A 14236-nucleotide genomic window follows, 5' to 3' on the forward strand; every position below is an offset into this window, starting at 1 on the left:
GCGATGTCGCCCCGGGCCTCCGGCCGTTTCCGTGCCCCTCTCCGGATCGGACTTGAACGCGTTCAAGTCCGGGTGGCAGGATGTCACCCGTGAAGACCACGAGGGGAAACGCACCGCGCGCGCTCACGAGGTACGGGGTGGTGGTGGCCCTGCTCGCCACCCTGACCGCCTGCCTCGCCGGACCGGCCCAGTACTACGAGGGGACGGACGTCCACGACGCCACCGCGGCCGAGGTCGCCGGGGCCTGGGAGTCCGAGGAGGGCACCGCGATGACGCTGCGCCCGGACGGGACGGCGACCGTCACCCGGCTCGACGGCGAGGACTTCGACTTCGACGAGGGCTGGCGGCTCTCCGGCAAGGGCACCTGGTCCCTCACCGACGACCGCAACGGGCAGGACCTGCGCCTGGAACTCACCGCGCGCACCGGGGTCGACCAGCGGGCCGACGCGACCATGCCGCTGCCGGCCGGCACGGACGCGCCCACCACCTACACCTGGCGCTTCTACGTGGACCGCAACGACCGGCGCGAGCTCGTCCTGTTCTTCTTCTTCGGCGACCCCGACGGCGGCAGCACCTACGTCATGACGCGGAAGCCGTCCGCTACAGCAGCTCCCTGAGCCGCTCCGCCAGCAGGTCCCAGCGCCACTTCTCCTCGACCCAGGCACGCCCCCGCTCCCCCATCCGCGCCCGCAGCTCGGGGTCGAGGAGGAGGGTCGTGACGCGGTCGGCGGTGTCCTCCGGGGCGTCACCGCGCACGACCCAGCCGGTCTCCCCGTCGAGGACGGCGTCCGGAGCGCCGCCGGAGTCGCCGGCGACGACCGGAAGACCGGTGGCCGAGGCCTCCAGGTAGACGATGCCGAGGCCCTCCACGTCGAGGCCGCCGCGCCGGGTGCGGCAGGGCATGGCGAAGACGTCGCCGGCCCCGTAGTGGGCGGGCAGTTCCGACCAGGGGACGGCGCCGGCGAACCGCACGGATCCGGCCACGCCGGTCTCCACGGCGAGGCGCCGCAGATCCTTCTCGTACGGACCGCCGCCGACGATCAGGAGGACCGCGTCCGGCACCCGGCCGAGGATCCGCGGCATGGCCCTGATCAAGGTGTCCTGGCCCTTGCGCGGGACGAGCCGGGAGACGCAGACGACGACGGGACGGTCGCTGAGCCCGAGCCGGGCGCGGACCTCGTCACCGCCCGAGCCGGGATGGAAGGTCTTCTCGTCCACCCCCGGCGGGAGCTGCACCATGCGGTCGGCCGCGGCGGGCGTGAGGGCCGCCGCGATCCGGGAGCGGGTGTACTCGCCGAGGTAGGTGATCGTGTCCGTGCCCTCGCCGATCCGACGCAGCAGCTGCCGGGAAGCGGGCAGTTGGGCCCAGCCCGCCTCGTGGCCGTGGGTGGTGGCGACGAGTCGCCGCGCACCCGCCCTGCGCAGGGCCGGAGCCATCAGGCCGAGCGGCGCGGCGGCACCGAACCACACGGACTCACAGCCGTGCTCGCGGAGCAGCGCGGTGGCGCGGGCCGTGACCCGGGGGGTCGGCAGCAGCATGGTGGTGCGATCCCGGACGACCGTGAAAGGCTGCTCGGCGTCGAACGCGGCCGTCGCCTCGATCCCTTCGCGGCTGCGCTTCCACGTGGAGGCGTAGACCACGATCCGATCGGGATCGAGGCGGAGCGCCATGTTGTGCAGGAAGGCCTGGATTCCGCCGGGACGCGGCGGGAAGTCGTTGGTTACGATCAGGGTCTTGTGCATCGTGGCCGACAGTACCGCGAGCGCAGCCACCGCCCGGCACCACCTATTCCTCCCCGTACGAACGAGCCGACAGGACAGGAACCAGGACGGTCATGACGGGTGCGGCGGGCAACGACTCCTGGATACACCTGCGGCTCCCCCTCTTCCTCTGGGGCCTCACCCGGATCATCGTGCTGCTGTGCGTCTTCAAGGTCGTGGTGGTCCCCGGCCCGGACGTGACCCGCGAGGTCGGGGAGATCTACCAGGGCTGGTCCGAGGTCCTGCGGTCCGGTACGTACCCCCTGGACGACGCGACCTGGCAGTACCCGCCGGCCGCCGCCTTCGCCGTGCTCGCGCCCGCGCTGCTGCCGTTCCTCGGCTACACGGCCGCCTTCTTCTCCCTGGCGTTCCTGTGCGACGCCTTCGTCTTCGGGCTCCTCGTGCGCACCGGTCGCCGTCCCGGCCGGTCGATGCGGGGCGCCTGGCTGTGGCTGGCGGCGGTGCCGCTGCTCGGCCCGACCGCGTACGCCCGCTACGACATCATGGTGGCCGCCGTGGCCGCGGCGGCCCTGCTCGCCGCCGTCCGCAGCCCGCGGACGCTCGGTGTGCTCGCCGGCTTCGGCGCGGTGCTCAAGGTGTGGCCGGCGCTGCTGCTGGTGGGCACCCCGAAGGGGCGGGTGACCTGGCGCTGCTGGCCGGTGGCGGCGGGCGCGGGTGCCGCGGTCCTGCTGTGGTGCGTGGTGTGGATGCCGGGGGCGCTGGCCTTCCTCTCCTACCAGAGCGAGCGGGGCACGGAGGTCGAGTCGCTGGGCGCGATGGTGTTCCACGTGGCCAGGAACCTCGGCTGGGACGGCGTGGCACGGATGAACTACGGCTCGATGGAGTTCATCGGCCCGTACGTCCCGTGGGTGTCGGCGGGCGCGATGGGGATGACGGTCGCGGCCTTCGGCTGGCTGGCGCTGTGGCGGCTCAGGGCCCGGCGCTTCGTCTCCTCGACGATGGCGGACGCGGCGTTCGTCGCGGTGCTGCTCTTCACCGTGACGAGCCGGGTGATCTCGCCGCAGTACATGATCTGGCTGTTCGGTCTCGCCGCGGTCTGCCTCGCCTACCGGTCGAGCAGGATGCGACGCCCGGCCCACCTGGTGCTGTGGGCGACGGCCGTGACGCAGTTCGAGTTCCCCGTCTGGTTCTGGCACGTGACGGAGAGCGATCCGCTGGGCATCGCGGTCCTGTTCCTGCGCAACGGCCTGCTGATGGCCGCCGCCTTCTCGGCCTGCCGCATCCTGTGGCGGCACACGGTGACGGAGGCCGGCGTGGTCCGTATCCCCGTCCCCGCGGACCGTCCGGAGCGCGAGCGGGTACTGACGGGTTCGGGCCCGTCCCGTCGATAGGTGCCGGTGCTACCCTGATGGACCTTTGCCTCCCTGTTAGGTTCCCCTGCTGACATGAACAACCCGAATATCTCGGTCGACACGCTTCAGCGGCGCACGGGGACAGAGGGCGCCGGGAGAGCCGTACGGGAATCGCGGCAGGCCCCGGCGGGGAAATTCTCGAAGCCCGCGTACCTGGTCGCCGGTGCTTTCTTCCTGGTGTACCTGCTCCTGTCGCTGCGGCGCCACGCGGCGAACCTCTCGACGGGCTACGACCTGGGCATCTTCACGCAGATCGTGAAGTCCTATTCGGAACTCTCCGCTCCGTATTCACCCCTGAAAGGGCCCGACTACAACACACTCGGGGATCACTTCCACCCGATCCTCGCCCTGCTCGCTCCGGCTTATCGGGCATTTCCGTCAAGTTATACCCTGCTCGTCTGCCAGGCAGCCCTCGTCGCCTTTTCCATAACCCCCTTGATGAAGTGGGCGCACGAGGCCAGGGGCCGGAAATTCGCCTACTGGATCGGCGTCTCGTACGGGGCTTCCTGGGGCCTCGCCAAACTGATCTCCTTCGACTTCCACGAAGTCGCCCTCGCCGTACCGCTGCTGACGCTCTCCCTCTGCGCCGCCGGGCGGAAGAACTGGCGCGCGGCCCTCCTGTGGTCGCTTCCGCTGGTGCTCGTCAAGGAGGACCTGGGCCTCACGGTCGCCGCGATCGGCGCCTACGCCGCATGGAAGGGCCCGCGGACCGCGGGGCTCGCCGTCGCCGCCTTCGGCGCCGCCGCGACGGCCCTGGAGATGCTCGTGATCCTCCCGTACTTCAATCCCGTCGGGAAGTTCGCCTACTGGCCCGCCCCGACCCCCGAGGAGACCAGCCTGCTGATGCAGGCCGCCGAGGCCTTCTGGCCGCCGGTCAAGTGGCTCACGGTCTTCATGATCGTCGCCCCCACCGGATTCCTCGCCCTCCGCTCCCCGCTCCTGCTCGTCGCACTGCCGACGCTGGCCTGGCGCTTCACCTCGCCGAACCCCTTCCACTGGGGGACGGACTTCCACTACAGCGCCGTCCTCATGCCCGTCGCCTTCGCCGCCGCCGTCCACGCCGTCGCCTCCGGCCGGGTGGCCGCGCGCGCGTTCCTGCCCGCCTGCGTCATCGGCGCGCTCACCACCGGCGTCACCTTCTTCACCCACCCCCTGCACGAACTCGTACTCCCGCGCACCTGGAGCGAGACCGCCTACGTCAGGACGGCGGACGAGCTGCTCGCCGAGATCCCCGACGGCGCGACCGTGGCCTCGTCCAACCGCCTGGCCGCCCAGCTCGCCGACCGCGCCACCGTCAGCGAGATATGCCTGTTCCCCCGCTCCTTCCCCCCGTCCGAGCCGCCCCAGTGGCTGATCTACGACGCCGCCGACCCGAGCGACCCGGAATGCGCCGCCGGCAAGGCGATGGAAGCGGCCTCACCCGACGTGCCCGGCTACCGCATGGTCGACCGGCGGGACGGGATCTCCCTCTTCCGCAGGAACTAGGACTCGGTGCCGCCGAGCCGCTCGCCCAGGTAGGTCCGCCAGTCGGCGGTGAAGCGCTCCGGGGTGGTGCCCAGGACGTCCTGGAGGGCCTTCTCCACCGCGCCCTCGCGGGCCGGGTGCGCGCCGACGGCCCGGTAGAACGCGGTCAGCTTCGCGGCGCCCCAGCGGTCGGCGATCAGCTCGCAGGCGAGCCAGCCGCCCTCGTAGGCCCGCGCGAGGGCGTCCGCGTCGCCGCCGAAGGCGAAGTCGGCGTCGTCCGGGAGCCGGGCGGGCGGCTCGCCGACGCGGACCGCGCGGCGGAGCTCGGGCGCGGCCTGGGCGGCGGTGCGGCCGGTGCCCCGGTAGGCGACCCAGTCGGCGAAGCCCTCGGAGAGCCAGACCGGAGTGGCCTTGGTGGTCTGGGCGCGCGTGGCGACGTGGGTGGTCTCGTGGGTGAGGACCAGCTGCCGGCCGAAGGCGCCGAGCACCGCGTACGCGTCCGGGTTGACGATGACGCGGTCGGCGGGCGCCAGCGGGCCGCCGCCCGTCTCGCCGGTCGTGACGGCCGCGATCCCCCGGTAGTTCGCGGCCGGCCCGCCGAGGAGCCGGCCCATCGCCTCGACGGACGCGGGGACGAGGACCACGATCCGGCCCGCCCAGTTCCCGCTCCAGGCGTCGCCGACCGCGGGCACCGCCCGGTCCGCCGCGGCCGCGATCTCCCGCAGCCGCTCCGTGCTCTGCCCCACGCCGAGGACGAGGCTGCGGCGGCCGGTCACCGTCTCCACCTCGCCCTGCTGCCACAGCTGCTGCGGGGCGCCCTCGGCGGCGCGGTCGCCGGTGACGTACCAGCGGCCGTCCCGTTCGACGAGGTCCAGGATCCGCTCGGTGGTGGCGGGCCCCGAGTCGTAGCCCTTGATCCGGTATCCCAGCTCGACCTCGGCGGTGGCCCTGCCCTCGCCGGTCCGGTCGACGTCGGTGACCCGGTAGTCGAGGCCGCCGAGCGGGATCTTCGCGAGCCGGTCGAACTCGGTGCGGGCGGCCGGTGCGAGCGCGGGGTCCAGGGCCGAGAGGTAGCCGGCCTCGTCCCGGTCGAGCAGCGCCCGCGCGTGCCGGTCCAGCAGGCTCTGGACCTCCCGGGGCGACGGGTCGGTCGGCCCGGGCGCCGTGCACCCGGCGAGGGCCAGCACGGCGGCCGCCGCGCACGCGACCGCGCCGCGCGCCGCTCCACTCCCCTGACCTGCCACGCCCCCGATCGTACGGTCGAATCGGCGGGCGTCGCCTCCGGTCCGGCCTCAGACCCGGGTCACCGTCGCGTGGGACATCATGTTCACCGGGTCGTAGCGGACCCGGGCGCCCGGGTAGGGGGCGTGGATGACCTGGCCGTTGCCCGCGTAGATCGCGACGTGACTGGCGTCCCCCCGGTACGTGACCAGGTCCCCGGGCTGCGCCTGCGACAGCGGCACCCGGCGGCCCGCGTACCGCTGCGCCGAGGAGGTGCGCGGCAGGCTGATGCCGGCCTGGCGGTACGACCAGACCATCAGGCCCGAGCAGTCGAAGGCGGAGGGCCCGGTGGCCCCCCACACGTACGGCTTGCCGATCGCGCTGCGGGCGGCGATCACCGCGGCGGCGGCCCGCGAGGAGGCCGGGCCGAGGTCGGCGAGGGGCGGCAGCTCCTCGGCGGGCGCGCCGACGCGGCCGCCGACGCGGCCGCCGTCGCGGGACGCGCGGGCGAAGTCGGCGCGCTCCTCGGCGGTGAGGGAGGCGAGCACCCGGCGGGCCTCGGCGAGCTTGCGCTCGACGGTGCGCTTGTGGCGGGCGACCTCGGCGCGGCTGCGCTCCAGTTCGTCGAGGGCCGTGCGGGCCTCGGTCCGCTTCTGGTTCAGCCGGCGCTGCTCCCGCTGGAGTTCGCCGAGCGCGGCGCCCTGGCGGGCGGTGGCCCGGTCGAGGGCGGAGGCGCGGTCGAGGTAGCTGTCCGGGTCGGAGGAGAGCAGCAGCGCGAGGGCGGGGTCGATGCCGCCGGAGCGGTACTGGGCGCCGGCGACCGAACCGAGCGCGCCCCGCATGCGGTTGATGCGCTCCTGGCCGCGGGCGAGGCCGTCGCGGGCCTCGGCGACCGTGCGGCGCAGCGCGTCCGCCTTCTCGTCCGCGCGGTTGTAGCCCTCGGTGGCCTTCTCCGCCTCCTCGAAGAGGCGGTCGACCGTGGCACGGGTGGCCGCGGGTCCCGCCCCGGGGTCGGCGCTCGCGGGGACGGCCCCGAGGGCCGCCGCCGCGGTGGCCGCGGCGGCGGTGAGGACGGTGACCCTGACGGGTCGGCGGTGGGACGCCACGAATCGCGCTCCGTTCGTGTCGACGCGGACTGGCGCGGCAGACAGTAGCCGCTGATCACTCCGCGTCCAACGAAGGCGCCGGGCACACAAAGTGACGCCCCGCCGGAGAACACAGGTCACCGGCGGGGCGTCAGGTCAGCGTGCGTCGCGGCGAACCACCCGATTGGGCGCCTTGCCGTGGCGGTTCGTCGGGCGTCAGCTGCCGATGCGGACGCCGAACTGGAACGAACCCAGCGTGTTCATCGACTCGTAGCGGACGTAGGCGCCCGAGTAGGGGGCGTGCAGGACCGTGTTGTTGCCCGCGTACAGGCCGACGTGCTGCAGTCCGTTGAAGAACACCAGGTCGCCGGGCTTGAGCTGGCTGCGGCCGATCTTCGTGCCGTCGTTCTGCTGGGTGTAGGTGGTGCGGGTGAGGTCGATGCCCGCCTTGCCGTACGCCCACTGGGTCAGACCGGAGCAGTCGAACGAGCCCGGGCCCTCGTGGCCGGAGGCGTACGGCATGCCGACCCGGGTGTCGGCGGCGGCGAGTGCCGCGGCGCCGAAGCCGTTCGACGGGGCCTCGCTGCCCAGGTTGACGCGCTCGCCGGCGTCGCGGCTGGCGCGCTGCTCCTGCTGCTCCAGCTTGGCCTTCTCGGCCGCCGTGAGCGTGTTGAGGAGCTTCTGCGCCTCGGCCAGCTTGGCCTGGAACTTCTTCTTCTTGTCGCCGAGGGTCTTGCGGACGTCCTCGAGGTCGGCCAGCTTCGTGGTGGCCTCGGCCCGCTGCTGGGCGAGCGTGCGCTGCTTGGCCTGGATCGACGTGAGCACGTCGGCCTGCTGGGCGCTCAACTGGTCGATCGCGGACGCCTTGTCGAGGTAGGTGTCCGGGTCGGCGGAGAGGAAGAGCTGGAGCGCCGGGTCGATGCCGCCGGAGCGGTACTGGGCGCTGGCGACCGAACCGATCTGGTCGCGCAGGGTGTTGAGCTCCTGCTGGCCGCGGGCGACCTTGTCCTGCAGGTTGCCGATCTCCGTCTGCAGCTTGCCGCGACGCTCCTCGGCGAGGTTGTACTGCTCCGTGGCCTCTTCGGCCTCGTGGTGCAGCTTGTCGACCTTCGACTTGACCTCGTCGATCTTGGGATTGGCGGGAGCCGCCTGGGCGCCGGACTGGGCGGTGAACGCCACGGCGGCGGCCGCGGTGACGGTGAGCACGGTCACACGGGCGCGGCTCGGCTGCTTGGGTCGACGGTGGGACGCCACGAAGGCGATCTCCTTCTTCCTCAGAGCCGCCCAACCGGTCAGGGGCAGGCGGTTCCTCCGCCGCCACCCCGGATGGGTGATCAACCGCGCGAAGGTTCGATGCCCGACCCTAGTGACCAAGCTGTGATCAGTTCAAATCCCACCGGCAAAAATATTGCTCACGCAGCACTTTGTTTACACGTACCGCACGGGCAGTGATGGCGACTTGACGGTCCGCCATCCAGAATTCGGTCATAACGCCCACTAGTTGCGATGCGTCACGAGAGGCGCGAAAGCCGCTTCAGCAGCAAGACGGACGCGACGGGCCGCGCACCCGCCTTCGCCACCCCGTCGGCCACCTCGCGGTCGGTGGAGACCACCACCACCGGCCGCCCCGGCGGCTCCGCCCGCACCAGCTGACGGATCAACTCGTCCGCCGTGACGCCGGGCTTGGAGAACAGCACCCGCACCCCGCGCGGCGGCGCGAGCAGCACCGGCGCCGCCAGCTCCGCCCCGTCGAAGACACAGGTGACCTCGGCGCCCGAACGGGCCGCGAGGGCCGAAAGACCGCCCAGCAGCCGCAGCCGCTGCTTCTCCAGCGGCATCGTCGGATAGCCGGTCTTGGTGACGTTGTAGCCGTCGACCACCAGATGGGCCTGCGGCAGCGCGAGCAACTGGTCGAGCAGCGCCGGATCCGTCTCGGAGAGCGCGCGCGCCGCGATGTCCTTCGGGGACATCCGCCCCGGCTCCACCGCGTCCACGGTGTCCGCCGGGTGCACCGACACGGGCGGCAGCGCCAGTTCGCGGCGCAGCCCCTGGGCGGCGTCCAGCACCGTGTCCAGGAGCAGCCGCAGCCGCATGTCCTCCACCGAGCGCCCCTCGCGGGCCGTCCGGCGGCTCGCCTCCAGGGCCGCCTCGACCTCGCCGAGCCGCGCCTTGAGCCGCCTCGTCTCGCTCTCGGCGGACGACAGCTGGGCCGCCCCCTCGGCGCGTACGGCGTCGATCTCGCCCTGGACGCGCCGCAGCGCGGCCTCGCCGCGCTTCACGTCGCTCTGGGCGCTGCGCAGCTTGCGGTGAAGCGATTCCGCTTCCTTGCGGGCCGCTTCGAGGTCGTGCCGCAGCTGCTCGGTCTCGCCCCGGGAGCGGTCCCGGGCGTCCGCGAGCTCCTCGCGCAGCCGCTCCAGCTCACGCCGGCCGGCCTCGTCGGCCCGCTCGGCGTCGGCCCGCTGGGCCTCCTCGCCCGCGGCGGCCACGAGCTTGACCCAGCCGGGCGGCCGCAGCACATAGGCGGCGGCTGCCACGTCGACGGGGTCGGCGGCGGCCGGCGGGGTGCCGGTCTCCACGGCGCCGGCCAGCTCGGGCTGGCCCTGCTTGAACCGCTCGCCGATCCGCTGCCGGAAGAGCGGGTCGCTCTCCAGGGCGGCCGCCATCGCGTTGCCGGCGAACTTGGCCCGCCGGCTGGCGGTGAAGCGGGCGTACTGCCGCAGGGGTGCGGGGAGCTCCGCGACGGTCAGTCCGCCGAAGGCGTCCGCGACCAGCGCGACGACCCGCCGCCGCACGCCTTCCGGCAGTGGGTGGTCGAGCGTCTCGGCAGCGTCACCTGCCGCGCCGGCCGGCTCTCCACCGTGCGCGGGCTGCTCCACGATCCGTCACCCCTATGTCGTCCGCACCGTCCCTCAGGAGGCGGCGCCCGGCCTGTCCACCAGTTCGATCTGGTCCACCGCGTTGCACCAGCGGCAGCGGACCGACTCGATGGTCTCACTGACCACCTGCCGCTCCTCGACCGTCGGATCGCCCGCGAGGTCCAGATGGACGTACTCGACGACCTTCGAGGAGCGCGTCACGTCGAAGCGGGTCAGGTTGCCGCAGAGGGTGCAGCGCCAGCGGGTCTCGGCGGTCGGCAGGGGAACCGTCGTCATCGTGCCGTCCTTCTTCCTGTTGCGTGGTACCAGGTGCGGGAGCCGCGGTGCGCCGTCGAACTGCGGTCGTCGTGCCCGTAACCCTACGGCCTCCCCGGTACCCCGGGGCACGGCGAGGCACTCTGTCCACTTCGGCCCCGGTACGCGATGATCTGTCCATGATCGACTGGCGAGGAGCGGCCCGCGGTGCCCGGCAGGGCACGCGCAAGGGGCCCACGGTGACCTACGGACTGATCGCCGCCTGCTGCCTCCTCTTCGTGATCAGTCCCGTCTCCGGGGTCAACCCGGTGTACGGCACGGGGGACGCGCTCCTGGCGGCCCAGGGGACGTACTTCCGCCGCTGGGGCGTCGTCCCGGCCGAGCTGATGGGCGGCGAGCCGCACGCCCTGGTCACCCCGCTCACCGCGCTCTTCGTCCACGGCAGCTGGCTCCACCTGCTGGGGAACATGCTCTTCCTGTACGTCTTCGGGGCCATGGCCGAGGAGCGCATGGGCCCGGCCGGCTTCGCCCTCTTCTACCTGGGCACCGGCTATCTGGCGCTCCTCGGGTACGCGGTGGCGCACGCGGACAGCGAGCAGACCCTGGTGGGGGCGTCGGGGGCGATCTCCGGGGTGCTCGGGGCCTTCCTCTTCCTCTTCCCGCGCGCCCGGGTCACCAGCCTCTTCCCCTTCCTCCTGTTCCTGCCGCTGCGCTTCCCCGCCTGGATCGTCCTGATCTTCTGGTTCGTGCTCCAGTGGCTGGCCGCGCGCGCGGCGGGGCCGGGTCCCGGCGTCGCCTACCTGGCCCATGTCGTGGGCTTCTCCGTCGGATTCCTCTACGCCTGGGGGTGCTACCGGGGTGGGGATAGAGTGAAGGCTCCAGCCGCGGCGACCGAGGGAGAAAGCCAGCCGTGATCACCGCGATCGTGCTCATCAAGACCAGCGTGGACCGCATCCCCGAGATCGCCGAGTCGATCGCCGCGCTCGACAGCGTCAGCGAGGTCTTCTCGGTCACCGGCACGTACGACCTCATCGCCATGGTCCGGGTGCCCCGCCACGACGACCTGGCGGACGTGATCCCCGGCCGCATCAGCAAGATCCCCGGCGTCGAGGCCACGGACACCCACGTGGCGTTCCGCACGTACTCCCAGCACGACCTGGAGGCGGCCTTCGCCATCGGTCTGGAGTCCTGAGGAGCCGACCGCGGGACACGTGAAGGGGGCCTCCCGGACGGGAGGCCCCCTTCACCCGTACGAGTGACCGATCAGCCGCGGTCCGGGACGCAGCGGCCGTCCTCGGTGCGGTACTTCCACTGCGCGCCGTCCCGGACGAGCTCCTTCACGGCGCCGACGAACCGCTCCACGTGCTCGTCCGGCGTACCGGCGCCGAAGCTCACCCGGATGGCGTTGAGCGAGCGCTCGCCGGGCGCGGCCTCGGGGGCGCCGCACTCGCCCGGGTCCTGCGGGTCGCTGCCGAGCAGGGTGCGGACCAGTGGGTGGGCGCAGAAGAGGCCGTCGCGGACGCCGATGCCGTACTCGGCGGAGAGCGCGGCGGCGAAGTGGGAGCTGTTCCAGCCCTCCACGACGAAGGAGATGACGCCCACGCGCGGCGCGTCGTCGCCGAAGAGCGAGAGCACGCGCACCTGGGGCACCTCGGCCAGGCCCGCGCGGACCGTGTCGATCAGGTGCTGCTCGCGGGCGACGAGGGAGTCGAAGCCGGCCTCGGTGAGCGCCTTGCAGGCGGAGGCGATGGAGTAGACGCCGATGACGTTCGGCGAACCGGCCTCGTGCCGGGCCGCGGTGGTGTGCCACTCCACGTCCACACCGCCGTCGGCCCGGCGGGCCACCTTGCGGGAGGCGCCGCCGCCCGCGAGGTAGGGCTCGGAGTCCTGCAGCCAGTCGGCGCGGCCGGCGAGGACGCCGGAGCCGAAGGGCGCGTACAGCTTGTGCCCGGAGAAGGCGACCCAGTCGACGTCCAACTCCCGGACGGAGACCGGGTGGTGGGGCGCGAGCTGGGCGGCGTCGAGCACGATCCGGGCGCCGTGGGCGTGCGCGGCGGCGGCGAGTTCCTTCACCGGCCACAGCTCGCCGGTGACGTTGGACGCGCCGGTGACGCAGACCAGCGCGGGGCCGTAGGGGTCGCGGCCGGCGAGGGCCCGCTCCAGGGTCTCGACCGCCTGGGCCGGGGTGCGCGGCGCGTTGAGGTAGGTGACGCGGGCGTCGCGCCAGGGCAGCAGCGAGGCGTGGTGCTCGGTCTCGAACACGAAGACCTGGCAGTCGGCGGGGACCGTGGCGGCGAGCAGGTTCAGCGAGTCGGTGGTGGAGCGGGTGAACACGACCTGGTCGCCGGGGCGGCAGTCGAGGAACTCGGCGACGGTGGCGCGGCTGTTCTCGAAGAGGTCGGTGGAGAGCTGGGACAGGTAGCCGGCGCCGCGGTGGACGCTGCCGTAGTAGGGCGCGTAGGCGGCGACGTCGTCCCAGACCCGCTGGAGGGCGGGGGCGCTGGCCGCGTAGTCGAGCGCCGCGTAGGTCACCTCGCCGCCGGTGACGAGCGGGACGGTGACGTCCCGGCCGAGGACGGGCAGCGGGGCCGCGCAGCAGGGGTCGGCGGACTCGGCGGCGACGGAATCGACGGTGGTGGTGGCGGTGTTCGGGCGTGCGGACATGGCGGTATCTCCCGGCGGGCGGTGCGGAATGGCTTCGGTGATCCCGTACGCGGCCGGATCGGCGGGGTACGGGTGATGCCTCGGAGACGGCGGGGACGCACGCCGGTACGCGGGTACGCGGAAGTGACCCTGTTCCGAGGGTGAAGAAAGGGGCGGATTCGCCCTATCGCATTCGCTTGCTCACGGAAAACGCTCCTCGAGAGACCAGGACCCCTGGTGTTCGAGGGGTCCGCGCTTGCCGTAGACCTCGCTGCCTACGGCCTGGTCATCACCCGGGGCACCCCGCCACGGACGGAGGGTTGCCGGACAGCAAGCCGGGGCCTAAACGCTGTCACTCGTGACCTGGAAAGCATCCTGCCACATGATCTCCGATGCGCAAGACCCCGGTCCGCATACCGGACCGGGGTCGTACGACCGAAGGGGGCGGCCGTCAGGCGTTGCTGGCCGCGATCCAGCGCTCCAGGCTCCGGCGGGCCGCGCCGGAGTCGATCGACTCGGCGGCCTTCGCCATGCCCGCGGCCAGCTGCTCCGCCAGGGTGCCCCGGCCGGGCTCCAGGGCGGTCAGCGCCGCCGCCGCGTTGAGCAGGACCGCGTCCCGGACCGGACCGGTCTCCCCCGCGAGCAGCCGGCGGGCCACGTCGGCGTTGTACGAGGCGTCCGCGCCGCGCAGGGCCTCCAGGGGCACGAGCTCGATGCCGACGTCCCGCGGGTCGAAGCGCTCCTCGGCGACGGCGCCGTCCCGGACCACCCAGACCCGCGAGGTGGCCGTGGTCGTCAGCTCGTCCAGGCCGTCGTCGCCGCGGAAGACCAGGGCGGAGTTGCCGCGCTCGGCGAGGACTCCGGCCACGATCGGCGCCATGCGCGGGTCGGCGACCCCGACGGCCTGGGCCTTCACCTTGGCCGGGTTGGTCAGCGGGCCGAGGACGTTGAAGGTCGTCCGGATGCCCAGCTGGCCGCGCGCCGCGGCGACGTGCCGCAGCGACGGGTGGAACTTCACCGCGAAGCAGATGGTGATGCCGGCTTCCTCGGCGACCTCGGCGACCCGCTGCGGGGTGAGGTGCAGATTGATGCCGAGCTTCTCCAGGACGTCGGAGGAGCCGGAGGCGGAGGACGCGGCGCGGTTGCCGTGCTTGACGACCTTCGTGCCCGTGCCGGCGACCACGATCGACGCCATGGTGGAGATGTTCACCGTCTTGGCGCCGTCGCCGCCGGTGCCGACGATGTCCACGGCGGGACCGGGCACCTCGATCACGTTGGCGTGCGCGTACATGGTCCGCACGAGGCCGGCGATCTCCTGCACGGTCTCGCCCTTGGCCCGCAGCGCCACCATGAATCCGGCGATCTGGGCGTCGGTCGCCTCGCCGCTCATGATCAGGTCCATCGCCCAGGCCGTGTCGTCGGCGGTGAGGTCCCTGCCGTCGAGCAGGCCGTTCAGGAGGACGGGCCAGGAGCGGCCCGCCGACGTAGGTCCTCCAGCGGGGGTCGCAGCGCTCATGACGGCTCCTGATGATCGTGACGGGTACGCACCCACCCTATC

13 protein-coding genes and 1 riboswitch are annotated in these 14236 nt (G+C 72.8%); of the genes, 5 read left to right on the plus strand and 8 right to left on the minus strand.

The features are described from left to right. The first annotated feature begins 89 nt into the window (after positions 1–89). A complete protein-coding gene (locus ACFCY7_RS28280; protein WP_376488883.1) occupies positions 90–617 on the plus strand; it encodes a hypothetical protein in 528 nt (175 codons plus the stop codon). Here the strand turns inward: ACFCY7_RS28280 and ACFCY7_RS28285 are convergent. Continuing rightward, positions 601–1743, minus strand: a complete 1143-nt coding sequence (locus ACFCY7_RS28285; RefSeq protein ID WP_376488884.1) for a glycosyltransferase family 4 protein — start codon at positions 1741–1743, stop codon at positions 601–603. The two genes, ACFCY7_RS28280 and ACFCY7_RS28285, sit on opposite strands and share 17 nt — an antisense overlap. A 92-nt stretch (positions 1744–1835) precedes the next feature. On the opposite strand from ACFCY7_RS28285, the gene ACFCY7_RS28290 reads away from it, so the two are divergent. After that, entirely contained in the window at positions 1836–3113 is a 1278-nt protein-coding gene (locus ACFCY7_RS28290) for a glycosyltransferase 87 family protein (RefSeq protein WP_376488885.1), read from the plus strand. 54 nt (positions 3114–3167) lie between these two features. Then, complete coding sequence (locus ACFCY7_RS28295; RefSeq protein WP_376488886.1) at positions 3168–4619, plus strand: DUF2079 domain-containing protein; 1452 nt, start codon at positions 3168–3170, stop codon at positions 4617–4619. On the opposite strand, the gene ACFCY7_RS28300 is transcribed toward ACFCY7_RS28295, so the two are convergent. The 5 genes from ACFCY7_RS28300 to ACFCY7_RS28320 form a co-directional block, all read right to left on the minus strand. Next, positions 4616–5842, minus strand: a complete 1227-nt coding sequence (locus tag ACFCY7_RS28300; RefSeq protein ID WP_376488887.1) for a hypothetical protein — start codon at positions 5840–5842, stop codon at positions 4616–4618. The two genes, ACFCY7_RS28295 and ACFCY7_RS28300, sit on opposite strands and share 4 nt — an antisense overlap. Before the next feature lie 48 nt (positions 5843–5890). Then, positions 5891–6925 carry an NlpC/P60 family protein gene (locus tag ACFCY7_RS28305; RefSeq protein ID WP_376488888.1) on the minus strand — a complete coding sequence of 345 codons (1035 nt, stop codon included), beginning with the start codon at positions 6923–6925 and terminating at the stop codon, positions 5891–5893. 195 nt (positions 6926–7120) lie between these two features. Next, the gene (locus ACFCY7_RS28310; protein WP_376488889.1) at positions 7121–8158 is read right to left on the minus strand and encodes an NlpC/P60 family protein; all 1038 of its coding nucleotides are present in this window, start codon (positions 8156–8158) and stop codon (positions 7121–7123) included. 257 nt (positions 8159–8415) lie between these two features. After that, positions 8416–9780, minus strand: a complete 1365-nt coding sequence (locus ACFCY7_RS28315; protein WP_376488890.1) for an NYN domain-containing protein — start codon at positions 9778–9780, stop codon at positions 8416–8418. 33 nt (positions 9781–9813) lie between these two features. Next, positions 9814–10056 (minus strand): hypothetical protein, encoded by a 243-nt coding sequence (locus ACFCY7_RS28320; protein WP_017238847.1) that lies wholly within the window; start codon positions 10054–10056, stop codon positions 9814–9816. A gap of 158 nt (positions 10057–10214) precedes the next feature. On the opposite strand from ACFCY7_RS28320, the gene ACFCY7_RS28325 reads away from it, so the two are divergent. Together ACFCY7_RS28325 and ACFCY7_RS28330 are read left to right on the plus strand one after the other, a co-directional pair. Beyond that, positions 10215–10949, plus strand: coding sequence for a rhomboid family intramembrane serine protease (locus ACFCY7_RS28325; protein ID WP_376488891.1), 735 nt, complete (start codon positions 10215–10217; stop codon positions 10947–10949). Further along, a complete protein-coding gene (locus ACFCY7_RS28330) occupies positions 10946–11227 on the plus strand; it encodes an Lrp/AsnC family transcriptional regulator (protein WP_017238849.1) in 282 nt (93 codons plus the stop codon). Before ACFCY7_RS28325 ends, ACFCY7_RS28330 begins: the two co-directional genes overlap by 4 nt. A gap of 71 nt (positions 11228–11298) precedes the next feature. Here ACFCY7_RS28330 and ACFCY7_RS28335 read toward each other — a convergent pair whose 3' ends face one another. Together ACFCY7_RS28335 and trpD are read right to left on the minus strand one after the other, a co-directional pair. Further along, the gene (locus ACFCY7_RS28335; RefSeq protein WP_376488892.1) at positions 11299–12699 is read right to left on the minus strand and encodes an aminotransferase class V-fold PLP-dependent enzyme; all 1401 of its coding nucleotides are present in this window, start codon (positions 12697–12699) and stop codon (positions 11299–11301) included. 226 nt (positions 12700–12925) lie between these two features. Beyond that, positions 12926–13042: riboswitch (SAM riboswitch) on the minus strand. Between the two features lie 87 nt (positions 13043–13129). Continuing rightward, positions 13130–14194 (minus strand): anthranilate phosphoribosyltransferase, encoded by a 1065-nt coding sequence (gene trpD / locus ACFCY7_RS28340; RefSeq protein WP_376488893.1) that lies wholly within the window; start codon positions 14192–14194, stop codon positions 13130–13132. Between the last annotated feature and the right edge of the window lie 42 nt (positions 14195–14236).

It is taken from the genome of Streptomyces sp. NPDC056361, from assembly GCF_042262805.1.
In the GTDB taxonomy this organism is placed as follows: Bacteria; Actinomycetota; Actinomycetes; order Streptomycetales; family Streptomycetaceae; genus Streptomyces.